The sequence below is a fragment of the Corynebacterium glutamicum ATCC 13032 genome (assembly GCF_000011325.1).
Taxonomy (GTDB): Bacteria; Actinomycetota; Actinomycetes; order Mycobacteriales; family Mycobacteriaceae; genus Corynebacterium; species Corynebacterium glutamicum.
Map to the genome: position 1 here is coordinate 425,926 of NC_003450.3, position 24,901 is coordinate 450,826.

Below are 24,901 nucleotides of genomic sequence, written 5' to 3' on the forward strand. Positions count from 1 at the left end.
ATTTGTAGGTGAGCACTCTTCTTGCTTTCGTATTGGGCGTGGTCCTCATGGGCCTCGCCCTACCTGCGTATACGAAAATTAAAGATCGGATGCGTCGCCACAAGTCCGCGGTCACCCTGTCCGAAAACCAGGTCACCACGGTGGGGCAGGTCCTCCACCTGGCGATTCAAGGCTCCCCAACGGGAATCACGGTTGTCGATCGCACCGGCGACGTCATCTTATCCAACGGCCGCGCCCACGAATTGGGCATCGTCCACGAAAGATCCGTCGACGGCAACGTTTGGCGCGTCGCCCAGGAAGCCTTCCAAGACCAAGAAACCCACTCACTCGACGTCCACCCAGACCGCAATCCGCGGCGCCCGGGTAGTCGCATCACCGCAGTGCAGGCAGTGGTCAAGCCTTTAACGCTTATCGACGATCGTTTCGTGATCATCTATGCCTCCGACGAATCCGAAAACGTGCGCATGGAATCGGCACGCCGAGACTTCGTCGCAAACGTCTCCCACGAACTGAAAACCCCCGTCGGCGGCATGGCACTCCTCGCGGAAGCCCTCATGGAATCCTCCGACGACCCAGAACAAGTCGAATACTTCGGATCCAGGCTCCACCGCGAAGCCCACCGCATGGCCGACATGATCAACGAACTGATCTCCCTTTCCAAACTTCAGGGCGCCGAACGACTCCCTGATATGGAACCCGTCCAGGCTGACGACATCATCAGCGAAGCCATCGAACGCACCCAACTCGCCGCCGACAACGCCAACATCGAAATCATTCGCGGCGACCGCACCGGCGTTTGGGTAGAAGCCGATCGATCCCTGCTGGTCACAGCCCTGGCGAACCTGATCAGCAATGCAATCAACTACTCACCAAAATCAGTCCCCGTCTCCGTTTCACAAAGCATCCGAAACGACGTGGTCATGATCCGAGTAACCGACCGTGGCATTGGCATCGCACCCGAAGACCAAGGCCGAGTTTTCGAAAGATTCTTCCGCGTCGACAAAGCCCGCTCCCGCCAAACCGGCGGAACTGGCCTTGGCCTCGCGATAGTCAAACATGTCATGGCTAACCATGGCGGTAGTATTAGTTTGTGGTCACGTCCTGGAACAGGCTCCACATTTACACTTGAACTCCCTGTATACCACCCAGAGTCCAAGGAACCGGCAGGATCTAAGCAGGGACCTAGTTTGGATTCACCTATTCGTACGACTGCGTCCAAAGCATCTGGGCGCCGAAAGGAAAAATCATGACGAGAATCCTGATCGTTGAAGATGAGGAATCGTTAGCAGATCCTTTGGCCTTTCTTCTTCGCAAAGAAGGTTTTGACACCATCATCGCCGGTGATGGCCCAACCGCACTTGTGGAGTTCAGTCGCAACGAAATCGACATCGTCCTCTTAGACCTCATGCTCCCAGGCATGTCTGGCACCGACGTATGCAAAGAACTCCGCAGCGTATCCACTGTTCCCGTCATCATGGTCACCGCCCGCGACTCCGAGATCGACAAAGTTGTTGGCCTCGAACTCGGCGCCGATGATTATGTAACCAAGCCATATTCTTCCCGCGAACTCATCGCCCGCATCCGCGCTGTCCTGCGCCGACGCGGAGTTACTGAAACCGAAGCCGAAGAATTACCACTTGACGATCAAATCCTCGAAGGCGGCCGCGTCCGCATGGACGTCGATTCCCACACCGTCACCGTCGGTGGCGAACCAGTGAGCATGCCACTGAAGGAATTCGACCTTCTGGAGTACCTCCTCCGAAACGCCGGCCGAGTCCTCACCCGCGGACAGCTCATCGACCGAATTTGGGGCGCAGATTACGTCGGCGACACCAAAACCCTCGACGTTCATGTCAAAAGGTTGCGTTCCAAGATCGAAGAAGAGCCATCTCGCCCTCGTTACCTCGTGACCGTGCGTGGATTGGGCTACAAATTCGAGCTGTAGGGCTCTGTTAGGCCCTGTTGGGCGCTCAACTTAGTTAAAACCAGACACACGTGCCCACGGTTCGGGTTTTCCGAGTTGGTGGGCACTCTGGTTTGGTTTATCGCTTTCGAAACCGGTCCCAGTTGCCCAAGTGTTTCGATTTGAGGATTCGTGGGCACACCTGTCTGGTCGGGGTGAAAAGTTGGCCTTGGACCTGAAAATGTCGACTCGCTGTATGGCCGTTAGACGCACTTCCGTGATCCACTTTAGGGGAACGTTCCTTCGAAAAACTCGACCGCTTAAACGGGCTTCTAGAGTGTTGATGCTTTAAGGGGCCGTAAATGTAGGGTTCTTTGGATGGGAGCTAAGGCCAGGGCTCACTTTTGCTTTGATCGGGAGGCTCCAAGCCAGCAAACCAGACACACGTGCCCGCGGTTCGGGTTTTTCGAGTTGGTGGGCACTCTGGTTTGGTTTATCGCTTTCGAAACCGGTCCCAGTTGCCCAAGTGTTTCGATTTGAGGATTCGTGGGCACGCCTGTCTGGTTGGCCAGAAAAACTGGCCTTAGACCCAAAAAACCAGACTCGCTGTATGGCTGTTAGACGCGCTTCCGTGACTCACTTTAGGGGAACGTTCCTTCGAAAAACTCGACCCTTTAAACGGGCTTCTAGAGCCTTGGAACCATTTGGACTTCTTCGGAGTCTAACCAGAGTATGGACAACAATAATTCCTACCTCTGGCCAGTAACCTACGACGAAGTCTCCCATGAATTAACCAAGTGGAAGTTCTACAAACACTTCACCAAAATCTCAGGATCGGTGTATTTAAAGAACGATCTGATCGATGATCCTGTTTTAGTCACCCAAGCACTCATAAAGAGATGCCCTCAAGGAGTGCTGAGGGGATATGCGGCATTGAATCGAAGAGGATATCAACTATTCGACGACCCTTGGATGCCCATAATTAGCATTTCGGGTGAGCCTCGCACGAGAAAAACAACCAACGTCGGAAAAATCATTCGTCGCGAAACCCCTGAAAATCTAAGGCGTAGTGGGGAATTCACGCTCGTGAGTGATTCCCAAGCACTTTTGGATGTGTTTAGTTTGCACGGGCTCGATAGTTTTGAGCATCAGGTGGCGTTGATCGATCATCTGATTAGGCAGTGTCCGGATTTGAAGGATGAGATCAAAAAGGTTCCTGAACTGCGGAAACATGCGGAATTTACGGATGAGTTTGCGGAGTCGCCACCGGAGTCGAGATTGCGGGTGCGTCTTCATATGCAGGGGTACCGGAATTTTATGCCGCAGGTTCGTGTGGAATTGGAGGGGAGGAGGTTTTATTTGGATTTGGCGGATCCGGTGTGGGGTGTCGCGTTGGAATATAACGGTGGGTGGCATTACACCGCTGAGCAGAGGTCGAAGGATGCGTTTCGGAAGAATGCTCTGAAGAATGCGGGGTGGGATGTTTTTGAGGTGACTTCTAAGACGTTGCAGAGTCAGCAGGCGTGGGATTATTTCTTTCAGCAGGTCAGGGTGGCGATTCAGCGGAAGTATGCGGATCGTAAGAGGAGGTTGCCGATGCAGACTGTTAGTTGATTGCTTCCAAAGGGGAGATTCGGGAGGCTCGGTTGGCTGGGATGAGGGCTGCTATGCCTCCGATGATGATTGCGGAGATGAGCATTAATCCGATTTGGGTCCAGGGGAATTCGACGGGTGCCATGCCTCGGGTGCGGAGACAACTGACGATTGCCCAGCCGATAAATGTACCTAGGAGGAGTCCGTGGATTGCGCCGTGGATGGAGAGGATGACGGATTCGAGGGTAATCATGCGGCGGATTTGTCCTCGTTGGACGCCGGTGGCGCGGAGGATTCCGATTTCGCGGGTGCGTTCGCTGATGGAGAGGAACAGTGTGTTGACGATTCCCAGGACTGCGATGATCACTGCCAGGGCGAGCAGTCCGTAGATGATGCCGAGCAATTGGTTGATTTGGGTGCCGAGGCTTCCGCGGAATTCATCTTTGGATTTCACTTGGACGATGAGGAAGGGGGCTACGGCGTCGACGAGGATGTCGCGGAGTTCTTCGTTGGTGGTGGAGCCGTCGCCGTTGACGAAGATTTGGGACCGGTGGTAGGTGTCCGCGGAGGTGAGGACTCGGTTGGTGGCGGCTGCGTTGACCATGAGGTGTCCGACGAGGTTGGTTTCTGCGTAGATGCCGGTGATGGGGACGCGGATGCCGTCGTCGGATCCGTAGGGGTTGACGGTGACGGTGTCGCCTACTTCGAGGTCGGATTGGTCGGCGTAGGTGGTGGAGATCATGACGCCGGGGGTTTCGTCGTCGAAGGCGTCGCCGGAGCGGACTGCGAGGTCGAGGAACTGAGAGAGGTCGCCGTCGAAAATTGTGGTGTTTTCGTTGTCCCATCCGTTGACTTGGACGCTGCCGGTCATGAGGGTGCCCACTTTGCCGACTCCGCGGGTTTGTGCGATTTCCTGTGCGACGGCTGCGGACATGGACAGTGACCTTGAACCGCCGGCGGGTTGTCCAGGGATCATGGTGCCACCGATGCTGTCGAGGACATATGGGGATTTGATGGTGGATTCCATGGACCCGAAGACGCTGGCGCGGGTGGTGGCGCCGATGACTCCAACGCAGGCGACGAGGCCAACGCTCAAAGTGACGGCCAGTGCGGTGGTTGCGGAGCGTCGCGGATTGCGCAGGGTGTTGCGTTGTGCGAGCTTGCCGACGGCTCGGAACGGCGACATTATCGCCACGCCAAGAGTCTGAGAGGTCGCCACCATCAGTGCGGGACCGGACAGGGAGAGTGAGAAGAACACTAAGAGAAGTCCAGCGCCGATGAATGCGAGGCGTGTTTCTGTTTTGAATTCATCTCCGTTGATGGCGGATACCACGGCACCTGCGATCGTCAGGCTGATTCCAAGGGTGAGCATGACGGCGGCGACGAGGAAGCGGATCCTTCCGAGGGCGTCGCTGCGTGCATCGGAGGATTCGAATGCTTGGACTGGTGGGAGGTTACCGGCGCGGTGAGCAGGCGATATGGAGCTTAGTACGGTGGCAGTGACGGCGAAGAGGACAGGGAAGATGAAGGATCCGGCGTTGTAGGTGATGTCGATGGAGGAGAGGGTGTCGCCGAATTGGTTGAGCACTTGGACAAGTGCATTGACCACTCCGAAGCCAACTGCGATGCCGATGAAACCGCCGATAAGTCCGACGAATACTGCTTCCATAATCACGGAGAATCCGATTTGGAACGTGGAGACACCAATGGAACGGAGGAGGGCGAATTCGCCGGTGCGTTGGGCGACGATCATCGCGAAGGTGTTGGCAATGATGAACGAGCCAACAATCAGTGCGATCGCGGCGAATGCCAGGAGCACGTAGGTCATGAACTCCAGTTGGCGGGCGGTGTCGCCGGTGGTTTGGTCGATGATTTGCTCGGGCAGCAGGGGCAGGAGGTCGCGGTGGTTTTTGCCGATGCGGTTGCGGACTGCCATGGGGTCGGCGCCGTCGTTGACTGCGATGGTGATTTGGCTGGCGTCGGTGCCGTTGGTGAACAGTTCGACGTAGCGCTGTGGGGTGAATCCGACTCCGACCCAGCCTGCGACGTCGGTGTTTGATTCGAAGGTTCCAGACAGGGTGGCGTCGATGCGTTCGGTGGGTGTGACGATCGTTAGGTGATCACCGAGGGAGAGCCCGCCACGTTTGGCGGCCGAAGCGTTGACTACTACCTCGTCGGGTTTTGTGGGGAAGTGGCCGTCGATAAGCGTTGGCTCGGGCGAGACCCACTCGCCCTGCGGATAAATGGCTAGCGGGTGCGTGCCGGAGCTGCCTGCTTGCAGGGGATTGCCGTCGGAGTCGGTGAGGATCAGCGCGGATTGGCCGGTCATGGTGGTGCCGGAGGGCATGCCGGGGCCGTCGCCGATGATGTTGACGGCGCGGACTTCCGGATACTGCTCAATTTCGGCGATGACGGAGAAAGGTACGCCGTCGGGGTTGTTTTGTTGCGCGATAACGCCCACGTCAACGCCCTCCACGCCGGCATCAACGATGGAGGAAAATGTTCTTTCAAGGGAATGTGTGAGGAGGAGGGAGCCACACAAAAATGCGGTTCCTAGCACAACCGAAAGCACTGTTAATGCCATGCGGAGTTTATTCGCCACAACGCTGCGCCACGTGATGGTGCGCAGCGGCGAATTTAGAAAAGCCTTAGCCGTTTTTAAGACGGTGATAATTTTCCTCCTTGGTGAACTCCTTAAAGTTTAACCGCGAGGAGTCTCATTATTGTTACTCGCAGAAGCTGGGTGCTGGGCTCGCAAATGTGCTGGGATGGCTGATCGTGCTTCCAAATATTTACGTAACACCTCGTAGGAGTTTGGTCCCATGAGTGCACGGAGTTCTGTTTCCTGTGTTTTCCACATGGGTTCGGCATTGGTGTGGCAGCGCGGAGAGGTGGTGCAGTACCAGTCGAAATCCTCGCCGCCGTTGCCCCAGCCGCGCCGGTTGTATTCAGTAATTGTGGTGCGCAAGATTTCTTGCCCGTCGGGGCGCTCTTCCCAGGCCTCCAGGCGGCGCAGCGGGAGCTGCCAACAAACTTCAGGCTTGACGACGGTTAGATCCTCATTTGCGTTCACGCCCCACTGATGCAGCGCACACCCCGCGCCTGTTTCCCAACCCGCCCTGTTGGCAAAAATACAGGCGCCGTTGACCACAGTTGTCTTCAAAGCGGGCTCGGGATTGCCGTCTTCATCATCTAATTCATCCCATGTCAGCCACGGCTCAATGTCGGTGCCGTCATCGGATGCTAAAAACGAGTCCGTGGAGGCGGGGCGTAGCTGCCAATACTTAGCGGGCATCTGAGCAACGGCATCATAAAGCTGATCTCGATCTGTCTCATCTGCTAAGAATGCACCGTGGCCGCAACAACCCACGTCGGCGTTTTCGGAATCAATACCTAAACAATCGGGGGTACCAAAGGTGCAATTCCAATTAGACTCAAGCCACGTTAAATCGATGCTAAATACATGCTCAATATCAGTTGGATCCGTGAATTCATACCATTCACGTGGGAAATCAAGAGGGAGTTCCTCCCCAGCACGAATCGATGCCGCCGCTGGCGAAGACTCGGGGAAACCTAAAAATACCGAAGAAGAATTTGACCGATTCACACTTTGCCACCCTAGACCGTCTAACCTTTAGGTGTGAGATTAGGTGTATTAGATGTGGGCAGCAATACTGTCCACCTAGTTGCAGTAGACGCGCGTCCCGGTGGACACCCCACCCCGATGAGCAATTGGCGTACCCCACTGCGCCTTGTTGAGCTTCTTGATGACTCCGGGGCGATCTCCGAAAAGGGCATCAACAAACTCACCTCAGCAGTCGGGGAAGCAGCAGACCTAGCGAAAACGCTCGGCTGCGCTGAACTGATGCCATTTGCTACATCGGCAGTCCGCTCCGCCACCAACAGCGAGGCAGTGCTCGACCACGTGGAGAAGGAAACCGGCGTCCGCCTGTCCATCCTTTCCGGTGAAGACGAAGCACGCCAAACTTTCCTCGCAGTTCGACGTTGGTATGGATGGTCCGCAGGGCGCATAACTAACCTCGACATCGGTGGCGGCTCCCTGGAACTATCCTCCGGAACCGACGAATCCCCAGACCTCGCGTTCTCACTGGATCTGGGTGCGGGCCGCTTGACCCACAACTGGTTCGACACCGATCCACCGGCACGTAAGAAAATCAACCTCCTGCGCGATTATATCGATGCGGAACTTGCAGAACCCGCCCGCCAGATGCGCACCCTAGGGCCCGCGCGCCTGGCAGTGGGAACATCCAAAACTTTCCGCACCCTGGCACGACTGACTGGTGCTGCGCCCTCATCCGCAGGACCACACGTCACCCGAACCCTCACCGCGCCGGGTCTGCGCCAGCTGATCGCATTTATCTCACGAATGACTGCGGCGGACCGCGCTGAGCTGGAAGGTATCAGCTCGGATCGGTCACATCAGATCGTGGCAGGTGCGCTAGTTGCGGAAGCTGCGATGCGTGCGTTGGATATTGACAAGGTAGAAATTTGTCCGTGGGCACTTCGTGAAGGTGTGATCCTCACCAGGATCGACAAAGGACTCGAGTAACATTTACCCGGAAAGGAGTTGGCGAAAATGAGTGAAGAGAAACTCACAGTCGCTGAGCTGATGGCGCGTGCCGCGAAAGAGGGACGCTCCACCGATGCTCCCCGACGACGCAGGCGCCGCAGCATCGAAGACGGTGGCGTATCCGTTGCTGAGCTGACCGGCTCCATTCCTGCCGTTAAGGAAAAGCCCGCGGAGTCCAAGCACTCCAGCGTGCCCATCGATGCACCAGCAGAACCTGAGGTTGTTGAGGCCCCCAAGCCTGAGCCCGCCGAAGAAGTAGAAGTGGCTTCGGTGGAGGGCGACGTCGATAAGCAGGAAACCCCTGAGCGTCCGGCGCCGAGCAACGAAGAAACCATGGTGCTGCGCATCGTGGATGAAAAAGATCCAATTAGCTTGACGACGGGCGCGTTCCCCGTGGTTCCGGCAGTTGCCGCCAAGCCGGCGCCCGTAGTGCGCGCGGAGAAGGACGCCGATGTGGAGACTGCCGTAAAGGCAGATTTCGCAGAGGTGGAAGTCGATAACACTGACACCACGCAGATGGCTGTGGTGGAAGAAGTTGACGAGGAGCCAGAGCAAGAAAACAAAATGTCCGTATTCGCGATCATCATGATGGCGATCGTCGGAGTTGTTCTCGGTGTCGTTGTATTCCTCGGCTTTGAAATGCTGTGGGAGCGCCTGAACAAGTGGATCGTCGCTGTTCTGGCAGTCGGCGTGACCTTGGGAATGGTGGGCATCATCCACGCTTTGCGCACCTCACGTGATGGTTTCAGCATGGTTCTCGCAGGAATCGTGGGCCTGGTCATGACGTTCGGGCCGCTGGCAATCGTCATGTAATTTGTCGTTTTGGGCCCCCGCTGCTGCAAAACAGGGGTGGTTAGTGGCAGTGTGGGAACCATGACAACAATTGCTGTAATCGGCGGCGGACAAATCGGCGAGGCTTTAGTCTCAGGTTTGATCGCGGCCAACATGAATCCACAAAATATTCGCGTCACCAACCGTTCGGAAGAGCGCGGCCAAGAGCTGCGTGACCGCTACGGCATCCTCAACATGACGGATAATTCCCAAGCCGCAGACGAAGCCGACGTGGTGTTCCTGTGCGTGAAGCCGAAATTTATCGTCGAAGTGCTCTCCGAAATCACCGGCACTTTGGATAACAACTCCGCACAAAGTGTTGTGGTCAGCATGGCCGCAGGCATCAGCATCGCTGCCATGGAAGAAAGCGCCTCTGCGGGGCTCCCCGTCGTGCGCGTCATGCCGAACACTCCAATGCTCGTGGGCAAGGGCATGTCGACTGTCACCAAAGGCCGCTACGTTGACGCGGAACAGTTGGAACAAGTCAAGGACTTGTTGAGCACCGTTGGAGACGTCCTCGAAGTCGCGGAATCAGACATCGACGCAGTCACCGCGATGTCCGGATCCTCCCCTGCATACCTGTTCCTTGTGACCGAAGCGCTCATTGAGGCAGGAGTTAATCTAGGCCTGCCCCGCGCGACCGCTAAAAAGCTCGCTGTGGCCTCATTCGAAGGTGCTGCAACCATGATGAAGGAAACCGGCAAAGAACCCTCAGAATTGCGCGCAGGCGTTTCCTCACCCGCAGGCACCACCGTCGCAGCCATCCGAGAACTCGAAGAAAGCGGAATCCGAGGCGCTTTCTACCGCGCAGCCCAAGCTTGCGCCGACCGATCTGAAGAACTCGGAAAGCGCTAGAAACCGTTATTTCCCCGTTATCAGCTCGTTGTTTAGGAAGAAATTCACGAAAACGTTTTTCTTCCACCAACTCCAATGACCTGCAGATTCACATTCGAAACTATTAATAACGGGCGAAACACCCGCGTGTTTAAACAACAATTGTCGCACTATTCACACAAATCACGCTAAGCTGAACCAGGCAAAAGCGTGATCGTACTGCGGGAGGGGAAGCCCGCAGCGCGCGAATTGCTGAAGGGTAATGATATATATGGCTAGAGAAGATAACGGAACCTTCCTGACAGTCGCCGAGGTCGCAGAAATCATGCGCGTCTCCAAAATGACTGTCTACCGATTGGTTCACTCCGGAGAACTCCCGGCAGTTCGCGTGGGACGATCATTTCGTGTCCACGAGAAAGCTGTCAACGAGTACCTGGACTCCTCCTTCTACGAGGCTGGCTAGACTCCACAACAGCAAAAACCTCTCCACGTAACTCCCGGATAACACCTCCGAAAGTGACGTAGAGAGGTTTTTCTGTTTGTTCGCCCGGCATGATGATTTTGGGGTTTTGTTGAGGTGTTTTTGAGGTGTTTTTGGTGCTCAATAGTCTTAAAGGTAAGATGGAAAAATCGTGCCAGCGCACACCCTTGGAAATGCCATCGCGGATACTTCCGATGGTGTAGCACGCGGGTTAGATTTTTGCTCGCGATCCGAAAGTGCACTTCGGCAAAAAGTGCTGGCAGGTTTTGTACGTACAACATCGATTTAAGCGAGGGAAACCGTAATGGGTTCTGTCATCAAGAAGCGCCGCAAGCGCATGTCCAAGAAGAAGCACCGCAAGATGCTGCGCCGTACTCGTGTCCAGCGTAGAAAATTGGGCAAGTAAGCCTTCAATTGAGCTTCAAACTAGCACCGCCTTTCGGGGCGGTGCTTTTTTGTGTCTTGGGTGGGGTGCGTTGGGGATTTTTTATGGGTTCTTTGTGGGTTCGGGGGTCTCAAACTCCCCGGGAAAGCGATTCGGGTGCTGGGGTTTTGGAAAACGTGCGTATTGAACCAAGGAGCACTTCTCTGGACGAGCTTTTGGTCTGAATCTGCAGTTTCGCCGCCTCGAAATGTGCAAATGAGACCAAGGACCGGCTTGGCCCAGGTAGTTTTGGTTTAAAACGGCAGTCTGCTCGAAACAGCAGCGAGGAACCCAGAGATCATGACCTCTCAGATTGGCGTTTAAGCGCTTGAAACGCCGAAACCCGCACTAATCCCATCGGAGAATTCGGACCTCTTAAAACGGCTCCTGTGCGTTATTGTTTTCTCCATCGGCGGCGTAGTCTCCAGCCGGCGACACTGAATGCGGCGGTGACCAGGGCGGGGATTCCGTATTCGCGGGTGGCTTTGCGGATGCTTCGGAAATCGCGGACGTCCCAGCCTCGGGTTTCGGCTTCTTTGCGGAGTTTGGAGTCGGGGTTTACTGCGACGGCGGTGCCGACCATGGAGAGCATGGGGAGGTCGTTGATGGAGTCGGAGTAGGCGGTGCATCGGGTGAGGTCGAGTTGTTCGATGGATGCGAGTGCTGCGACTGCGTGTCTTTTGCCGGGTCCGTGGAGGATGTCGCCGACGAGTCGGCCGGTGAATACTCCATCTTTTGCTTCTGCGACTGTGCCGATCGCTCCGGTGAAGCCGAGGCGTTGTGCCAGGATTTGGGCGAGTTGGACGGGGGTTGCGGAGACGAGCCAGACTTGGTGGCCGGCGGCGATGTGCATGTCGGCGAGTTGTTTGGTGCCGGGCCACATTTTGTCGGCCATGCGTTGGTCGACGATTTCTTCGCAGAGGTCAACTAGTTCTTGGACGGGGCGGCCTTTGATGAATTCGAGGGCTTGTTCGCGGCCGCGGGAGACGTCTTCGGCGTTTTCGGAGCCGGTGAGTTTGAATTTCACTTGTTTCCACACCACGGGGAGGATTTCTTTGATGGTGAAGAATTTCTTCCGGAAGAGTCCTTGGGCGAAAACGATGAGGGAGGAGCCTTGGATGAGGGTGTTGTCGACGTCGAAAAATGCTGCGGCTCCGACATCTTGGGGGACATCGGGATCGGGGATGCTGACGTGGATGGCGCCGGCAGATTCGATGGCGCCGGCGACGGCGTCGACACCTGCGTTGAATTCGTTGAGCTCCATGCCGTAGATCGCTGCGACGGCTTGGGTTGCTGCGGCTTCACCTGCTTGGCGCTGGGCGGCATCGTTTATGGGGGCGGCTGCGTGGTCTTCGAAAAAGCGTCGTAGATTTCCGCGGGATGCGCTCCAGCTGGCGAGGAAATCCTCTGGGGTGCCGATGGCGGCGTAGTCCCAGTTGTGGTTTCTTCCTTCAGAGCTCATGAGACAAACAAAAACCTTCCTGGTTCATGAGCGCACAGACGCCAAACCGATAATGGATATCTCCATTGAGTATCGTATCCATGGTAAAGCTTTCGGGGCGGATACGCTCGCGAAGGGTAGTGAAATGTGAGGGAGTGGGCGCAACCATGGGCCATTCGGTGGAGATCATTGTTCGGGACAATTGTGGCTCGTGTGTTCGGGTGAAAGCCCAGATTTTGCCGATTGTTGAGGCTGCCGGAATTAAACTCACTGAGCGAAATGTTGATCAAGATGCGAGCCTTAAACTGGAATTCGGTGATCGCGTGCCAGTCATTTTGGTAGATGATGAAGAGTTCGCATGTTGGGAAGTGGATAACGACGAGTTAGCCAATGCTTTGTTGTGATGTCCGCGAATGAAAGCTACCGTATTTTAATCAACTAGGATTCATTCTTTTGGTGGATCAAAGGCTCCGTTGAAAGTCGGGTGGAATGGTGAGTGTACTCATCGTAGGGATGTCGCACAGGTCTGCGCCTGTGTCGCTTCTTGAACGTCTGAGCATGGATGATTCAGTACGTGGTGAAACAACTCAAGCACTCCTGGGTAGGGCGTCTTTAAGCGAGGCCCTCATTGTCTCTACGTGTAACCGCCTGGAGGTCTACACCGTCACTAGCAGTTTCCATACTGGTGTTAATGATGTGGTGGAGGTTCTCCATGAGGCAAGTGGCGTAGATATTGAAACTTTGCGCGGATATCTTTATGTCCGTTACGCCGATGCTGCTGCTGAACACATGTTGGTGGTGACTTCCGGGTTGGATTCCATGGTGTTGGGTGAGCAGCAGATCATTGGTCAGGTGCGCACTGCGTACCAAGCAGCTAATGAATATGGTTCTGTCGGTCCTGCTTTGCATTCACTTACCCAGACCGCGCTGCATACCGGCAAGCGCGTGCATTCGGAGACTGCTATTGATGATGCTGGTGCATCGATGGTGTCTTTCGCTGTGGATCGCGCGTTGGTGCAGATGGGTCTTGATTCGGAGGCAGAAGCCCCACTATCTGGCAAGACAGCCTTGGTGTTGGGCGCTGGCGCGATGAGTTCTCTTGCAGCCACTCACCTTGGTCGCGCTGGAATTTCCAACTTGATCATGGCCAACCGCACTCTGGAACGTGCCGAAAGGCTTGCGGAGCATTCCCTAGAAGCCGGAGTTCCTGCAGAGGTTGTGGAATACGATCAGCGAGCTTCCGCCTACAATCGCGTTGACCTGGTAGTTTCCGCCACGGGAGCGGATGATTTCACCGTGAAGCCTGAGGATATTCCAGAAGGTGCTTCGTTGATGTTGGTGGATTTGTCCATGCCACGAGACATCGATGATGCTTGTGCGGATCTGCCGGGCGTTGATTTGGTGAACATCGAACGCCTGCACAAGGCCTCCCGTGAGGGTGGATCGGGCATGGCGCCAAGCGAGGAAGAAGCTTTGGCGATTGTTCGGGAAGAGTTGGATTCTTTCACCTCTGAGCAGCGCATTCGCGATATCGTTCCAGCTGTGTCCGCGTTGCGCAGGCAGGCCGCGTCGGTGGGAAGCGATGAATTGGATCGACTCCGCCAACGTGCCCCCGGGATTTCCGAGGTGGAATGGGGGGAAGTGGAGAAAACAGTGAGACGGGTCGTCGATAAGCTTCTTCATGAACCCACTGTGCGCGTCAAGGAACTGGCGGCCCGGTCCGGCAGCATCTCTTATGATTCAGCTCTGCAAGAGCTGTTCGGTTTGGAGTCGCTGGCGAGCACCGCAGCACCGGCAACCACGTCCGTCAACGCGTCAGAACTGCCGGATGCGGGTATCGTCGCATTCGTGAACGCACCTTCTGCCACACAAACGAGGGAGTAACATGACCTTAAAAATTGGTACCCGAGGATCCAAACTTGCCACCACCCAAGCTGGCACCATCCGCGACCAGCTGAAACACTACGGACGCGACGCTGAACTGCACATCGTGACCACCCCTGGTGATGTCAACATGTCCCCAGTCGAGCGTATCGGCGTCGGCGTGTTCACCCAGGCGCTGCGCGATGTGTTGCATTCCGGTGAATGCGATGTGGCTGTGCACTCCATGAAGGATCTGCCGACCGCCACCGATCCTCGATTCCACCTGGTCGTGCCAACTCGTGCGGACTCGCGCGAGGCCCTTATCGCCCGCGACGGCCTGACTCTGGCTGAGCTTCCAGAAGGCGCAAAGGTGGGAACTTCCGCTCCTCGACGCATCTCCCAGCTCAAGGCAATCCGCCCTGACCTGGAGATTCTCCCACTGCGCGGAAACATTGACACCCGCATGGGCAAGGTCACCTCCGGTGAACTCGATGCTGTGATGCTCGCCTACGCAGGCCTCACCCGCGTCGGCATGCAGGACCGCGCAACGGAAGTTTTCGACGCCGACATCATCATGCCCGCCCCCGCACAGGGCGCACTTGCGATCGAATGCCGCGCCGACGACACTGAAACCGTCCGCGCGCTCAACATGCTGATGCACGCCGACACGTTTGTTTCCGCGGTTGCAGAACGCACCGTGCTCAACCGCCTCGAAGCTGGCTGTACCGCGCCTGTCGCAGCGCACGCCACCTTGGACGGCTACTCCGGCGACACCATGACTCTCACCGCCGGCGTCTACGCACTTGACGGCTCTGACCAGCTGGTATTCTCCGCCGAAGGTGACGGCGCCCGCCCAGAAGAGCTCGGCGAGCTCGTTGCACAACAGCTTATCGACGCCGGAGCCGCCAATTTGCTCGGCGACCGCAGCTAATTAGGGCCCGAAATTTCCATATTGAGGGCGTAGCGAAAGAATGTGCGAATATCCACCACAAATGGCTGATTAGGGGGCGGTTTGTGGTGGATTTTTGCAACTTCCACGGCCTGTGGTGCAAAAATCTGTTCGATTTTAAGGTCTGGCCACAGGATTGTGGTGAATCCTTGATCAGGGAACCTGCAGGAATCACACCTGTCTCATTCGCAACAAACCGTAGGTGCCTCAGAATCGTTTTTAAGGCCATAAACGGGCCTCATCCATATGTGGACCTATTTTGGGGATGTTGACCCCTTAAAGTGAATTGTTTGGGAATACTTATGTGACTCGCAGGTATTTGGGGGCGTTACATGCCACAATTGGTGGGGTCGTTTAACCGCCGCACAGTCGGCAGAAAAGAGCTTGATCGTTGTGGCTGAGTTGAGAATCAATAATCGTATCGTGACTGTTCATTTGTCATGGTGGGAGAAGTTGAGTGCTAGGCGTAGCCATTTGAGGATTCCTCGGAAAGCAATCCGGAACATTCAGGTTGTAGACAATGTCATCAGTTCAGTTGACCGTCCCATTAAGCGCACTGGTCGTTTGCGTATTCCGGGGGTCTTTGTGGCTGGCACTCATGCGTATGTCAATGAAACTCTTTCGGAAAATGAGTTCAGCATGTGCCGAAAGAATGAACCTGGTTTGGTCATTGAGCTGGAGAACATCAGCATCGATCGCATTGTCATTTCCACACCAGATGCCCACCGCTATGCGGATGAGCTCATGGCGGCTGTTTAGAACTCAGTTTCCGTCAATAAATTTCTGGATCAGGGCCTTCACCGCGGGGGTGGGTTGGGGGTTCCAGGTGATCCAGGTGCGAACAACAAGGTCATTTCCGGAGGCGTCTTCGCCTTCGATGGGGACCCATTGCCAGCTGGGGAAGTTGGTGCGGGCGGATTCCTCTGTTGTGAGTGCGACATCGGCCTGGACAAGGTCTGCGATCAGTGAGCTATATTGCCCAAATTTTCGGAAGATCCACGTGGCATTAACTCCTGCGGCGAGCATGGCGTTTTTGAGGATTTCTTCCTGAATTCTTACTTCACCGCGGGAGTGTGCGAGGACTCGAAGCCCTTCAAGATCGAAGAGTGTGGCGTTGTCTTTTCCTGCGACTTTTTGGTGCAGTTCGGAGTTTTTTCGGACGACGATTCCCAGTTCTTGTTCGTGGACAAGTGTGGTGGCAAAGGCCTCGCTTTGGCGTCGACAAAGGGCGATGTCGAGTTCGCGTTGTTTAAGAAGTTTTAGCTGATCATCGGTGGGGGATTCGATCAGTGAAATGCGGGTCTCGGGGCCTAAATCGATGAGTTGGCAGCGCAACCAGTCGATGGGGATTCCAGGGGGAACTCCGATGTTGATGCTGGTGATGAGGTGCTCACCGGATTGGATTTCATCGACTACCGATTGCATCCTGCTAAGCGTTCGGAGGGCTTCTTCGTGGAGGATTTCTCCGGCCTTTGTGAGGGAGACACCGCGGGAATGGCGTTCGAAGAGTGGAGCTCCGACGGATTTTTCAAGTGCGGAGATCTGTCGGCTGAGAGCGGGTTGGGAAATGAGGAGTTCTTCGGCGGCGCGGTTGATCTGTCCGTGTTGGGCTACTGCGATGAAAAATTCGAGCTGATTGAGGTGCATGTGTGCTAAACCTTTCGGCCGGTATGCAAGAGATGGATATCACGGTTAATGTTTATGCATTTGTACTATAGATCACAATTGCTTAGAGTTCAGGGAAAGGGTCATACATCCACCCCTTCTGAGAAGTTAAAAGTAGGGACGCCAACACAATTGGCAGAATTTAGAACTTCAATGCATTACCCACAATTTCAATCGGTTTATACAACCAGCCTCTAACTGGCAACAGGACTGCAGACAGAAACTGTTGCTGGAACCTTCGATGAACAGGATCGACAATGAGCGAACAACTTCAGGGTGTAACTCACTCCGAATCAACTCCGGGCAAGACGCCCAAGCGAGCAGCACTATCCAGCTGGATCGGCTCAGCTCTCGAATACTACGACTTCGCTGTTTACGGAACCGCTGCAGCGCTGGTTCTTAACCACCTCTTCTTCCCAGCTGATACTTCACCAGGCATCGCAATTTTGGCTGCGATGGGTACCGTGGGTGTTGCTTATGTGGTTCGCCCTCTTGGTGCGCTGATCATGGGTCCATTAGGTGACCGTTACGGACGTAAATTTGTCCTCATGCTGTGCCTCTTCCTGATTGGAGCATCCACTTTCGCAGTTGGCTGCTTGCCAACATTTGATCAGGTCGGTTACTTGGCTCCGGCACTGTTGGTGCTGTGCCGTGTGATCCAGGGACTGTCTGCATCCGGTGAGCAGTCCAGTGCGATTTCCGTTTCTTTGGAGCACGCCGATGAGCGTCACCGCGCATTTACTGCTAGCTGGACTCTTCACGGAACCCAGTTCGGTACCTTGCTGGCAACCGGAGTATTTATCCCATTCACCTTGTTCCTGAGTGAAGATGCTCTAATGTCATGGGGTTGGCGCGTTCCGTTCTGGCTGTCCGCTGCTGTTGTTTTGGTTGCTTTCCTCATCCGTCGTGGACTGGAAGAGCCACCAGCATTCCGTGAAAACAAGGAAGCAGTTGCAGGCGCAGCATCTCCACTGGCGATGACCTTGCGTTACCACAAGGCGGCGGTTGCTCGCGTTGCTATTGCTGCGATGATCAACTCCGTGAACATTGTGTTTACTGTGTGGGCACTGTCGTTCGCCACCAACATTGTTGGCCTGGATCGTTCAACTGTTTTGCTGGTTCCAGTTGTTGCGAACTTGGTTGCACTGATTGCGATTCCTTTGTCCGGCATGCTGGCTGACCGCATTGGTCGCCGACCAGTGTTCATCATGGGTGCCATTGGTGGTGGCCTGGCCATGAACGGTTACCTGGGAGCTATCTACTCCGGCAATTGGACCATGATCTTCTTCATGGGCGTGTTGATGTCTGGTCTGCTGTACTCCATGGGTAATGCCGTGTGGCCAGCGTTCTACGCAGAAATGTTCCCAACCTCTGTGCGTGTCACCGGCTTGGCTCTTGGAACTCAGATTGGTTTCGCAGTCTCTGGTGGTTTCGTCCCAGTTATCGCATCCGCGCTTGCTGGTGATCAGGGTGACCAGTGGATGAAGGTGTCCATCTTCGTTGGTGTTGTTTGTGTGATTTCTGCACTGGTTGCCATGACCGCTAAGGAAACCAAGGCTCTGACTCTGGATGAGATCGATGCTCTGCACACTGCTGGTGGTGAGGCCGCAGACCTGGCAGCCGCAAGCAAAGCCTCCGAGGCCCAACTCGCGGCTCAGTAAAACCAAAAGGAATCTTTGACCACATGCGTACATCCATTGCCACTGTTTGTTTGTCCGGAACTCTTGCTGAAAAGCTGCGCGCAGCTGCAGATGCTGGATTTGATGGTGTGGAAATCTTCGAGCAGGACTTGGTGGTTTCCCCGCATTCGGCAGAGCAGATTCGTCAGCGGGCTCAGGATTTGGGATTAACCCTGGATCTGTTCCAGCCGTTTCGAGATTTCGAAGGTGTGGAAGAAGAGCAGTTTCTGAAGAATCTGCACCGCTTGGAAGAGAAGTTCAAGCTGATGAACAGGCTTGGCATTGAGATGATCTTGTTGTGTTCCAATGTGGGCACCGCGACCATCAATGATGATGACCTTTTCGTGGAGCAGTTGCATCGTGCAGCAGATTTGGCTGAGAAGTACAACGTCAAGATTGCTTATGAAGCGTTGGCGTGGGGCAAGTTTGTCAATGATTTTGAGCATGCGCATGCACTTGTGGAGAAGGTGAATCACAAGGCGCTGGGAACCTGCTTGGATACGTTCCATATTCTTTCCCGTGGTTGGGAAACCGACGAGGTGGAGAACATCCCTGCGGAGAAGATCTTCTTTGTTCAGTTAGCGGATGCGCCGAAGCTGAGCATGGACATTTTGTCCTGGTCGCGTCACCACCGTGTTTTCCCTGGTGAAGGCGATTTCGATCTGGTGAAATTCATGGTTCATCTGGCCAAGACGGGTTATGATGGCCCGATTTCTTTGGAGATCTTCAACGATTCCTTCCGCAAGGCCGAGGTTGGTCGCACCGCGATTGATGGGTTGCGTTCTTTGCGTTGGTTGGAAGATCAGACCTGGCATGCGCTAAATGCTGAGGATCGTCCAAGCGCTCTTGAACTGCGTGCACTTCCTGAGGTCGCGGAACCTGAGGGTGTTGATTTCATTGAGATCGCCACTGGACGTTTGGGTGAGACCATTCGGGTTCTTCATCAATTGGGTTTCCGCTTGGGTGGTCATCACTGCAGTAAGCAGGATTACCAGGTATGGACCCAGGGCGATGTGCGCATTGTGGTGTGTGATCGTGGGGTCACCGGGGCTCCAACCACGATCTCTGCGATGGGCTTTGACACCCCCGATCCAGAAGCTGCTCATGCCCGTGCGGAATTGCTGCGGGCTCAGACAATTGATCGTCCCCACATCGAGGGCGAAGTTGACCTAAAAGGTGTGTACGCACCGGATGGGGTGGAGCTGTTTTTCGCGGGGCCGAGCCCCGATGGAATGCCCGAGTGGCTGCCGGAATTCGGCGTCGAAAAGCAAGAAGCTGGTCTCATTGAAGCCATCGACCACGTCAATTTCGCCCAGCCGTGGCAACATTTTGATGAGGCAGTGCTGTTTTACACCGCGCTGATGGCGTTGGAGACTGTGCGTGAGGATGAGTTCCCGAGCCCAATTGGTTTGGTGCGCAATCAGGTGATGCGTTCGCCGAATGATGCGGTGCGGTTGCTGCTCAGCGTGGCGCCGGAGGACGGTGAGCAGGGAGATTTCCTCAACGCGGCCTACCCGGAGCACATTGCGTTGGCCACGGCGGACATCGTGGCGGTGGCTGAACGTGCGCGCAAACGAGGCCTGGATTTCTTGCCCGTCCCAGAGAATTACTACGACGATGTGCAGGCGCGTTTTGATTTGCCGCAGGAATTCTTGGACACACTCAAGGAAAACCACCTGCTTTACGACCGCGACGAGAACGGCGAATTCCTCCACTTTTACACCCGCACGTTGGGCACGCTGTTCTTCGAAGTGGTGGAACGCCGCGGCGGTTTTGCAGGTTGGGGCGAAACAAACGCTCCGGTGCGGTTGGCGGCGCAGTATCGTGAGGTGCGGGACCTCGAGCGGGGAATCCCAAACTAGCATCCCGAACTAGCCCCCCAACAACAATTAGAAATGGAACCTAAAATGCCTGGAAAAATTCTCCTCCTCAACGGCCCAAACCTGAACATGCTGGGCAAACGCGAGCCTGACATTTACGGACACGACACCTTGGAAGACGTCGTCGCGCTGGCAACCGCTGAGGCTGCGAAGCACGGCCTTGAGGTTGAGGCGCTGCAGAGCAATCACGAAGGTGAGCTAATCGATGCGCTGCACAACGCTCGCGGCACCCACATCGGTTGCGTGATTAACCCCGGCGGCCTGACTCACACTTCGGTGGCGCTTTTGGATGCTGTGAAGGCGTCTGAGCTTCCTACCGTTGAGGTGCACATTTCCAATCCGCATGCCCGTGAAGAGTTCCGCCACCATTCTTACATTTCCCTCGCCGCGGTCTCCGTTATCGCTGGCGCTGGCATCCAGGGTTACCGTTTCGCGGTCGATATCCTGGCAAATCTCAAAAAGTAGAAAGCCCAAAAATATGAACGACAGTATTCTCCTCGGCCTAATCGGCCAGGGCCTCGACCTATCGCGCACCCCCGCAATGCACGAGGCGGAAGGCCTCGCGCAGGGACGTGCGACGGTGTACAGGCGCATCGACACGCTTGGGTCGCGTGCTTCCGGGCAAGATTTAAAGACGCTTCTCGACGCCGCCCTCTACCTTGGCTTCAACGGCCTGAACATCACTCACCCGTACAAACAAGCAGTATTACCCCTGCTTGACGAAGTCTCCGAACAAGCCACCCAACTCGGCGCAGTGAATACTGTCGTTATCGACGCCACCGGCCACACCACCGGCCACAACACCGACGTCTCCGGATTTGGCCGCGGAATGGAAGAAGGCCTCCCCAACGCCAAGCTCGATTCCGTCGTGCAGGTCGGCGCCGGCGGCGTAGGAAACGCAGTGGCATACGCCCTGGTCACCCACGGTGTGCAGAAACTTCAGGTCGCTGACCTCGACACTTCCCGCGCGCAGGCACTGGCAGATGTCATCAACAACGCAGTCGGCCGTGAAGCCGTCGTGGGAGTAGACGCCCGCGGCATCGAAGACGTCATCGCCGCCGCCGACGGAGTAGTCAACGCAACCCCCATGGGAATGCCAGCACACCCCGGCACCGCCTTTGATGTCAGCTGCCTCACCAAGGATCACTGGGTTGGCGACGTCGTGTACATGCCCATCGAAACTGAACTTCTCAAAGCCGCCCGTGCCCTCGGCTGCGAAACCCTCGACGGAACCCGCATGGCAATCCACCAAGCCGTCGATGCCTTCCGACTGTTCACCGGCCTCGAACCCGACGTCTCCCGCATGCGGGAAACTTTCCTGTCCCTCTAAAAGAGTCAGTAAAACCTCGACGCTTCGACCGTTTCCTTCGCTTCCTTCAACCCTGCCCCGGTAAGTTCACGGTGACGTTTGATCGCCGCGATCTTCTTACCCTGCTGCAGGAGCGCCACAACGTCAGGATGTAACCCTGATTGTGGTCTTTGCAACGACAGCGGAATCGAAGAATCACCCCCTAGCTGAGCAATGATCCGATCTTGCTCAGCTAGTCTGCGTTCAAGAGCAGCAACACGAGCTTCCAAAGCACTGAGATTTACGTCTTTTCTGCCAAACATGCCCCCACAATAGGTGAGTGCTTAGTTTCGGGGGTGTCCCATGCTCAACTTCGCGTCATACGACTTCAGTAGGAAATCCGGTGATCGCCTAATGAAGTCTACACATGAGAAGTCGCCCTTTAAGGTGATCAAATGCCTCTTTGGCTCACCAGCAGTCGAAAACCAAACCAGGTGACCGAGATTCCCTGAGGAAAAAGTTTTCGGTCACCTAGTTTGGTCTGCCTAGATTCACAGTAAAGAACCCGGAAAACATGCCCTCGCAGAATCGCGTCTAAGCCCCTAAAACGCCTCGACCCATACTTAGACCCATCCGCGAAATTGGACCCCTTAAAATTAGGCGTCAGTATTAGGCCAAGGAGCACTTTTCTTGGGGAGCTTTTGGTCTCAAACTGCAGTTTCGTCGCCTCGAAATGTGCAAATGAGACCAAGGCACCACATCGCCGCCGCCGTTTTGGTTTAATCCGCGCGGTAGACCATCGGGTTGTCGATGCTGAGCCCGATGGTTTCGCCGATTTCGGGGAGGGAGCAAGTGATGGACATTCGGAAACTGTGTCCGCTCTGGGTTTTCGCGGTCACGGAATAGGACGTGACCTGGAACAGCACCGAGGTGATCTCCGCGAAAATGTAATCGGGGTGATGAGCGGGGCCGATGTCAACGGAGTGGGGTGGGATCGCGATGTCGACGAGGTCGCCGTCGAAAATGTCATCAATCGCCTGTACTGCGTCTAGATCCCAAGAAGTATCGAGATCAGGACACATCACTCTGCCATTTCGAACAATTCCATTCAGGACGGTGGCGTCGACGATGAATCGGGCAACATCGGCAGTAGCGGGGGCGGAAAGGAGCTCAGTAGGGGTGGCTACCTGTTGGATTCGACCGTTGCCGAGTACGACGATGCGGTCAGCGATGGAGATCGCTTCGGCGCGGTCATGCGTCACGTGCACAGTAGTGAGGCCTTCGCGCCGGGTCAAAGATACGAGTTCGCGTCGTAAAGCGTCTCGCAGCGGTTCGTCGAGGGCGGAGAGGGCCTCGTCGAGAAGCAGCACGGTGGGGTCGGCGATGATGGCGCGCGCAAGCGCCACCCGCTGACGTTGACCACCAGACAGGCTGGCCGGTCTGCGACTGCCGAACCCCTCAAGCCCCACCAGCGCGAGCGTGCGCTCCACGCGTTTGCTTATCGACGCCCCCTTCTGACCACTTCGCGCCAGCGGGTATCCCACATTCTTGGCGACCGACATATGCGGCCACACCGCATGCTGCTGAAACACCATGCCCATGCGACGGCGCTCCGGCGGGACATGCGTCATGTCTTCGCCGCCGATGAGCACACTGCCGGAACTTGGCTCCACAAACCCCGCGATGGTGCGCAACATGGTGGTTTTACCGGACCCCGACGGCCCGATGAGCACCACAAATTCTTCCGGCTCAATTTTCAAATTGATATCTTGCAGCCCGAAGGTTCCGTCGCGGAAGCTCACGCTTAAATCGCGCAATTTGATCGATGACACCTAAAACTCCTTCTGGCTGCGCACCGTCAACGCGAGCGCCACGATACCGATAATCGCAAACATCAACGACAACGCCGATGCCTGATTGTAATTTCCCGCCTGCTGCAAATTGAACACCTGCACACCCAGGGTGGTGGTGCCCGGCGCGATGAGCAAAATGGACACGGTTAACTCTCGAACCGCAGTTACCGCAACCAGCACTGCGCCGGCGAAAGCTGCGGGAATTGCCATCGCTCCGGTGGTGTCCATGATGGATCGTAATCTGCCTGCGCCGCTGATTCGTGCGGCTTCTTCGATTGCTTCGGGTGCTTGACTGAGTGGTCCGCGTACAGCTTGGACAACCAGCGCGGTAAAAGCACACACATATGCACCCAAAATCACCCAAGGTGTGTTGTAAATTCCGGTGTATCTGCCCAAAATGAGCCAGCCGACGCCGATGATCATGCCCGGCAGTGCGGTGGGAAGCAGCACAGTGAGTGTCAACGGTACGTTGGCGAAATGCTGGGTTCGGGTGATGAGCACTCCGATCAGCCATCCCAGCACCCCACAGATTAGGGCTGCACCCAGGGATAACATGAGGGAGTTGCTGAATCCTTCGATTACTCGTGGATTGCTCAGTGCTGCTTCAAAGTTGTTGAGCGTGATGTTGTCTAGGTTGAACGGCACACCTGGGGCAGGCAGTAATGCTCTGTATGCCAGACCCAGCAGCGGGGCGGCGGTGATGATCAACGCGATGATCCACGTGATCACGCTGACTGGGATTCGTGATTTGTTGAGAGTAAAGCGATGCGGTGTTCCTGCGTCTTGCAACTTTGATGCCGCGTACAAAGACACCAGATAATCCGCGGTTACTGCTGCGATTCCCAGGAACAACAACACGATGCCAATGGTGGATACCACCTGCAATGGATTGCTCACGGTGCCGGATTCCATGAAGCGATAAATCATGGTGGCTAAGGTTTCAAAACGCGCTGGCGATCCCAACAGAGCTGGAATGCCAAAGTCGGCGAGGTTCGCCACTGTGGTAAGAGTAAACGCCGACAACAATGCAGGTTTGAGCAGTGGGAGTGTGATGGTGCGCAACACCGTAAAAGTATCCGCCCCCGCGATCCGTGCAGCTTGCTCCAAATCACTAGGAAGTTGCCTCAGAGCTGCCGAAACAATGATGTACACAGTGGGATAGGAGTGCACAATCAACAAAAATGTCACACCATCAGCGCCGTAAATATCCCACACTTCCGTGCCGAAAAACCGGTTGATGCCCTGGTTCTTCCCGAACAGCTGCAACCACGCAATAGCCCCAATAAACGGAGGGATCAACAGCGGGGATAACAAAAATAACCGCAACGCGGTGCGCCCGAAAACATCAGTTCGGTCCAGCGTGAGAGCCATGATCGTGCCGATAATGGTCGCGCCCACCGCAGAAAGCACTGTTGTATAGGCGGAATTCCATAGGGCTTTGCCCAATCCGGAATCCCACAGAGCAGGAAACTGATTGCCTCCCAACGCCAAGCCCACCACCAGCGCCAACGGAGTGATAAACAACCCCGCGACAATCAGCCACACACCCAGACGCATGAAAGACAAAGACGTCAACGCAGAGATGTGAAAGCGCTGCGTCGACGTATTTGAAGGAGATAACTGCAT

General features: G+C 55.6%; 23 protein-coding genes. 16 read left to right on the top strand and 7 right to left on the bottom strand.

Translation table 11 applies throughout. The features are described 5' to 3' along the window. Window positions 1–8 precede the first annotated feature (8 nt). The 3 genes from CGL_RS02060 to CGL_RS02070 all read left to right on the top strand — a co-directional run bounded on the left by CGL_RS02060 (window position 9) and on the right by CGL_RS02070 (window position 3,517). A complete protein-coding gene (locus tag CGL_RS02060) occupies window positions 9–1,250 on the top strand; it encodes a sensor histidine kinase (RefSeq protein ID WP_003855497.1) in 1,242 nt (413 codons plus the stop codon). Continuing rightward, window positions 1,247–1,945, top strand: coding sequence for a response regulator transcription factor (locus CGL_RS02065; protein WP_011013630.1), 699 nt, complete (start codon window positions 1,247–1,249; stop codon window positions 1,943–1,945). Before CGL_RS02060 ends, CGL_RS02065 begins: the two co-directional genes overlap by 4 nt. A gap of 690 nt (window positions 1,946–2,635) precedes the next feature. Then, on the top strand, window positions 2,636–3,517 hold the full coding sequence (locus CGL_RS02070) for a hypothetical protein (RefSeq protein WP_011013631.1): 882 nt from the start codon (window positions 2,636–2,638) through the stop codon (window positions 3,515–3,517). Here the strand turns inward: CGL_RS02070 and CGL_RS02075 are convergent. Together CGL_RS02075 and CGL_RS02080 are read right to left on the bottom strand one after the other, a co-directional pair. After that, complete coding sequence (locus tag CGL_RS02075) at window positions 3,510–6,080, bottom strand: ABC transporter permease (RefSeq protein WP_011013632.1); 2,571 nt, start codon at window positions 6,078–6,080, stop codon at window positions 3,510–3,512. The two genes, CGL_RS02070 and CGL_RS02075, sit on opposite strands and share 8 nt — an antisense overlap. Before the next feature lie 117 nt (window positions 6,081–6,197). Then, on the bottom strand, window positions 6,198–7,103 hold the full coding sequence (locus CGL_RS02080; RefSeq protein ID WP_011013633.1) for a hypothetical protein: 906 nt from the start codon (window positions 7,101–7,103) through the stop codon (window positions 6,198–6,200). A gap of 33 nt (window positions 7,104–7,136) precedes the next feature. On the opposite strand from CGL_RS02080, the gene CGL_RS02085 reads away from it, so the two are divergent. The 5 genes from CGL_RS02085 to CGL_RS02105 all read left to right on the top strand — a co-directional run bounded on the left by CGL_RS02085 (window position 7,137) and on the right by CGL_RS02105 (window position 10,639). After that, window positions 7,137–8,066: a Ppx/GppA phosphatase family protein gene (locus tag CGL_RS02085; protein ID WP_011265553.1), complete on the top strand. Its 930-nt coding sequence runs from the start codon at window positions 7,137–7,139 to the stop codon at window positions 8,064–8,066. Between the two features lie 27 nt (window positions 8,067–8,093). Next, on the top strand, window positions 8,094–8,900 hold the full coding sequence (locus CGL_RS02090) for a hypothetical protein (protein ID WP_003855504.1): 807 nt from the start codon (window positions 8,094–8,096) through the stop codon (window positions 8,898–8,900). Between the two features lie 60 nt (window positions 8,901–8,960). Further along, the gene (gene proC / locus CGL_RS02095; RefSeq protein ID WP_003855505.1) at window positions 8,961–9,773 is read left to right on the top strand and encodes a pyrroline-5-carboxylate reductase; all 813 of its coding nucleotides are present in this window, start codon (window positions 8,961–8,963) and stop codon (window positions 9,771–9,773) included. Window positions 9,774–10,023: 250 nt separating this feature from the next. Further along, entirely contained in the window at window positions 10,024–10,215 is a 192-nt protein-coding gene (locus CGL_RS02100) for a helix-turn-helix domain-containing protein (protein WP_003855509.1), read from the top strand. 322 nt (window positions 10,216–10,537) lie between these two features. After that, window positions 10,538–10,639 carry a 30S ribosomal protein bS22 gene (locus CGL_RS02105; protein ID WP_003855542.1) on the top strand — a complete coding sequence of 34 codons (102 nt, stop codon included), beginning with the start codon at window positions 10,538–10,540 and terminating at the stop codon, window positions 10,637–10,639. A gap of 412 nt (window positions 10,640–11,051) precedes the next feature. On the opposite strand, the gene CGL_RS02110 is transcribed toward CGL_RS02105, so the two are convergent. Continuing rightward, entirely contained in the window at window positions 11,052–12,119 is a 1,068-nt protein-coding gene (locus CGL_RS02110) for an HAD-IB family hydrolase (protein WP_003855543.1), read from the bottom strand. Between the two features lie 146 nt (window positions 12,120–12,265). On the opposite strand from CGL_RS02110, the gene CGL_RS02115 reads away from it, so the two are divergent. The 4 genes from CGL_RS02115 (at window position 12,266) to CGL_RS02130 (ending at window position 15,669) form a co-directional block, all read left to right on the top strand. Further along, the gene (locus CGL_RS02115) at window positions 12,266–12,502 is read left to right on the top strand and encodes a glutaredoxin family protein (protein WP_003855545.1); all 237 of its coding nucleotides are present in this window, start codon (window positions 12,266–12,268) and stop codon (window positions 12,500–12,502) included. An 88-nt stretch (window positions 12,503–12,590) separates the two neighbouring features. Next, the gene (locus tag CGL_RS02120) at window positions 12,591–13,982 is read left to right on the top strand and encodes a glutamyl-tRNA reductase (protein ID WP_011265556.1); all 1,392 of its coding nucleotides are present in this window, start codon (window positions 12,591–12,593) and stop codon (window positions 13,980–13,982) included. 1 nt (window position 13,983) lies between these two features. Continuing rightward, a complete protein-coding gene (gene hemC, locus CGL_RS02125) occupies window positions 13,984–14,892 on the top strand; it encodes a hydroxymethylbilane synthase (RefSeq protein WP_011013637.1) in 909 nt (302 codons plus the stop codon). A gap of 411 nt (window positions 14,893–15,303) precedes the next feature. Next, window positions 15,304–15,669, top strand: a complete 366-nt coding sequence (locus tag CGL_RS02130) for a hypothetical protein (protein ID WP_020948509.1) — start codon at window positions 15,304–15,306, stop codon at window positions 15,667–15,669. 3 nt (window positions 15,670–15,672) lie between these two features. On the opposite strand, the gene CGL_RS02135 is transcribed toward CGL_RS02130, so the two are convergent. Beyond that, window positions 15,673–16,557, bottom strand: coding sequence for a LysR family transcriptional regulator (locus tag CGL_RS02135; RefSeq protein ID WP_003855552.1), 885 nt, complete (start codon window positions 16,555–16,557; stop codon window positions 15,673–15,675). A 275-nt stretch (window positions 16,558–16,832) separates the two neighbouring features. Here CGL_RS02135 and CGL_RS02140 point away from each other — a divergent pair, with 275 nt between their 5' ends. The 4 genes from CGL_RS02140 to CGL_RS02155 are packed head-to-tail and all read left to right on the top strand — an operon-like array spanning window position 16,833 to window position 21,464. Next, the gene (locus tag CGL_RS02140) at window positions 16,833–18,236 is read left to right on the top strand and encodes an MFS transporter (protein WP_011013638.1); all 1,404 of its coding nucleotides are present in this window, start codon (window positions 16,833–16,835) and stop codon (window positions 18,234–18,236) included. 23 nt (window positions 18,237–18,259) lie between these two features. Beyond that, on the top strand, window positions 18,260–20,116 hold the full coding sequence (qsuB, locus tag CGL_RS02145; protein WP_011013639.1) for a dehydroshikimate dehydratase QsuB: 1,857 nt from the start codon (window positions 18,260–18,262) through the stop codon (window positions 20,114–20,116). A gap of 45 nt (window positions 20,117–20,161) precedes the next feature. Next, on the top strand, window positions 20,162–20,599 hold the full coding sequence (aroQ, locus tag CGL_RS02150; RefSeq protein ID WP_003860435.1) for a type II 3-dehydroquinate dehydratase: 438 nt from the start codon (window positions 20,162–20,164) through the stop codon (window positions 20,597–20,599). A gap of 13 nt (window positions 20,600–20,612) precedes the next feature. Next, entirely contained in the window at window positions 20,613–21,464 is an 852-nt protein-coding gene (locus CGL_RS02155) for a quinate/shikimate dehydrogenase (NAD+) (RefSeq protein ID WP_011013640.1), read from the top strand. Window positions 21,465–21,469: 5 nt separating this feature from the next. Here CGL_RS02155 and CGL_RS02160 read toward each other — a convergent pair whose 3' ends face one another. The 3 genes from CGL_RS02160 to CGL_RS02170 form a co-directional block, all read right to left on the bottom strand. After that, window positions 21,470–21,745, bottom strand: a complete 276-nt coding sequence (locus CGL_RS02160) for a ribosomal protein bL12 (RefSeq protein WP_011013641.1) — start codon at window positions 21,743–21,745, stop codon at window positions 21,470–21,472. Window positions 21,746–22,201: 456 nt separating this feature from the next. Next, window positions 22,202–23,254 carry an ABC transporter ATP-binding protein gene (locus CGL_RS02165; protein WP_011013642.1) on the bottom strand — a complete coding sequence of 351 codons (1,053 nt, stop codon included), beginning with the start codon at window positions 23,252–23,254 and terminating at the stop codon, window positions 22,202–22,204. Further along, entirely contained in the window at window positions 23,255–24,901 is a 1,647-nt protein-coding gene (locus tag CGL_RS02170; RefSeq protein WP_011265558.1) for an ABC transporter permease, read from the bottom strand.

What these genes read in the sequence shown, in the direction of transcription:
- CGL_RS02135 (WP_003855552.1), bottom strand. Translation starts at nt 16,557, where the DNA reads ATGCACCTCAATCAGCTCGAATTTTTCATCGCAGTAGCCCAACACGGA.
- CGL_RS02105 (WP_003855542.1), top strand. Translation starts at nt 10,538, where the DNA reads ATGGGTTCTGTCATCAAGAAGCGCCGCAAGCGCATGTCCAAGAAGAAG.
- proC (WP_003855505.1), top strand. Translation starts at nt 8,961, where the DNA reads ATGACAACAATTGCTGTAATCGGCGGCGGACAAATCGGCGAGGCTTTA.
- CGL_RS02110 (WP_003855543.1), bottom strand. Translation starts at nt 12,119, where the DNA reads ATGAGCTCTGAAGGAAGAAACCACAACTGGGACTACGCCGCCATCGGC.
- CGL_RS02075 (WP_011013632.1), bottom strand. Translation starts at nt 6,080, where the DNA reads ATGGCATTAACAGTGCTTTCGGTTGTGCTAGGAACCGCATTTTTGTGT.
- CGL_RS02170 (WP_011265558.1), bottom strand. Translation starts at nt 24,901, where the DNA reads ATGCAGTTATCTCCTTCAAATACGTCGACGCAGCGCTTTCACATCTCT.
- CGL_RS02140 (WP_011013638.1), top strand. Translation starts at nt 16,833, where the DNA reads ATGAGCGAACAACTTCAGGGTGTAACTCACTCCGAATCAACTCCGGGC.
- CGL_RS02070 (WP_011013631.1), top strand. Translation starts at nt 2,636, where the DNA reads ATGGACAACAATAATTCCTACCTCTGGCCAGTAACCTACGACGAAGTC.
- hemC (WP_011013637.1), top strand. Translation starts at nt 13,984, where the DNA reads ATGACCTTAAAAATTGGTACCCGAGGATCCAAACTTGCCACCACCCAA.
- CGL_RS02160 (WP_011013641.1), bottom strand. Translation starts at nt 21,745, where the DNA reads ATGTTTGGCAGAAAAGACGTAAATCTCAGTGCTTTGGAAGCTCGTGTT.
- CGL_RS02115 (WP_003855545.1), top strand. Translation starts at nt 12,266, where the DNA reads ATGGGCCATTCGGTGGAGATCATTGTTCGGGACAATTGTGGCTCGTGT.
- aroQ (WP_003860435.1), top strand. Translation starts at nt 20,162, where the DNA reads ATGCCTGGAAAAATTCTCCTCCTCAACGGCCCAAACCTGAACATGCTG.
- CGL_RS02090 (WP_003855504.1), top strand. Translation starts at nt 8,094, where the DNA reads ATGAGTGAAGAGAAACTCACAGTCGCTGAGCTGATGGCGCGTGCCGCG.
- qsuB (WP_011013639.1), top strand. Translation starts at nt 18,260, where the DNA reads ATGCGTACATCCATTGCCACTGTTTGTTTGTCCGGAACTCTTGCTGAA.
- CGL_RS02155 (WP_011013640.1), top strand. Translation starts at nt 20,613, where the DNA reads ATGAACGACAGTATTCTCCTCGGCCTAATCGGCCAGGGCCTCGACCTA.
- CGL_RS02065 (WP_011013630.1), top strand. Translation starts at nt 1,247, where the DNA reads ATGACGAGAATCCTGATCGTTGAAGATGAGGAATCGTTAGCAGATCCT.
- CGL_RS02100 (WP_003855509.1), top strand. Translation starts at nt 10,024, where the DNA reads ATGGCTAGAGAAGATAACGGAACCTTCCTGACAGTCGCCGAGGTCGCA.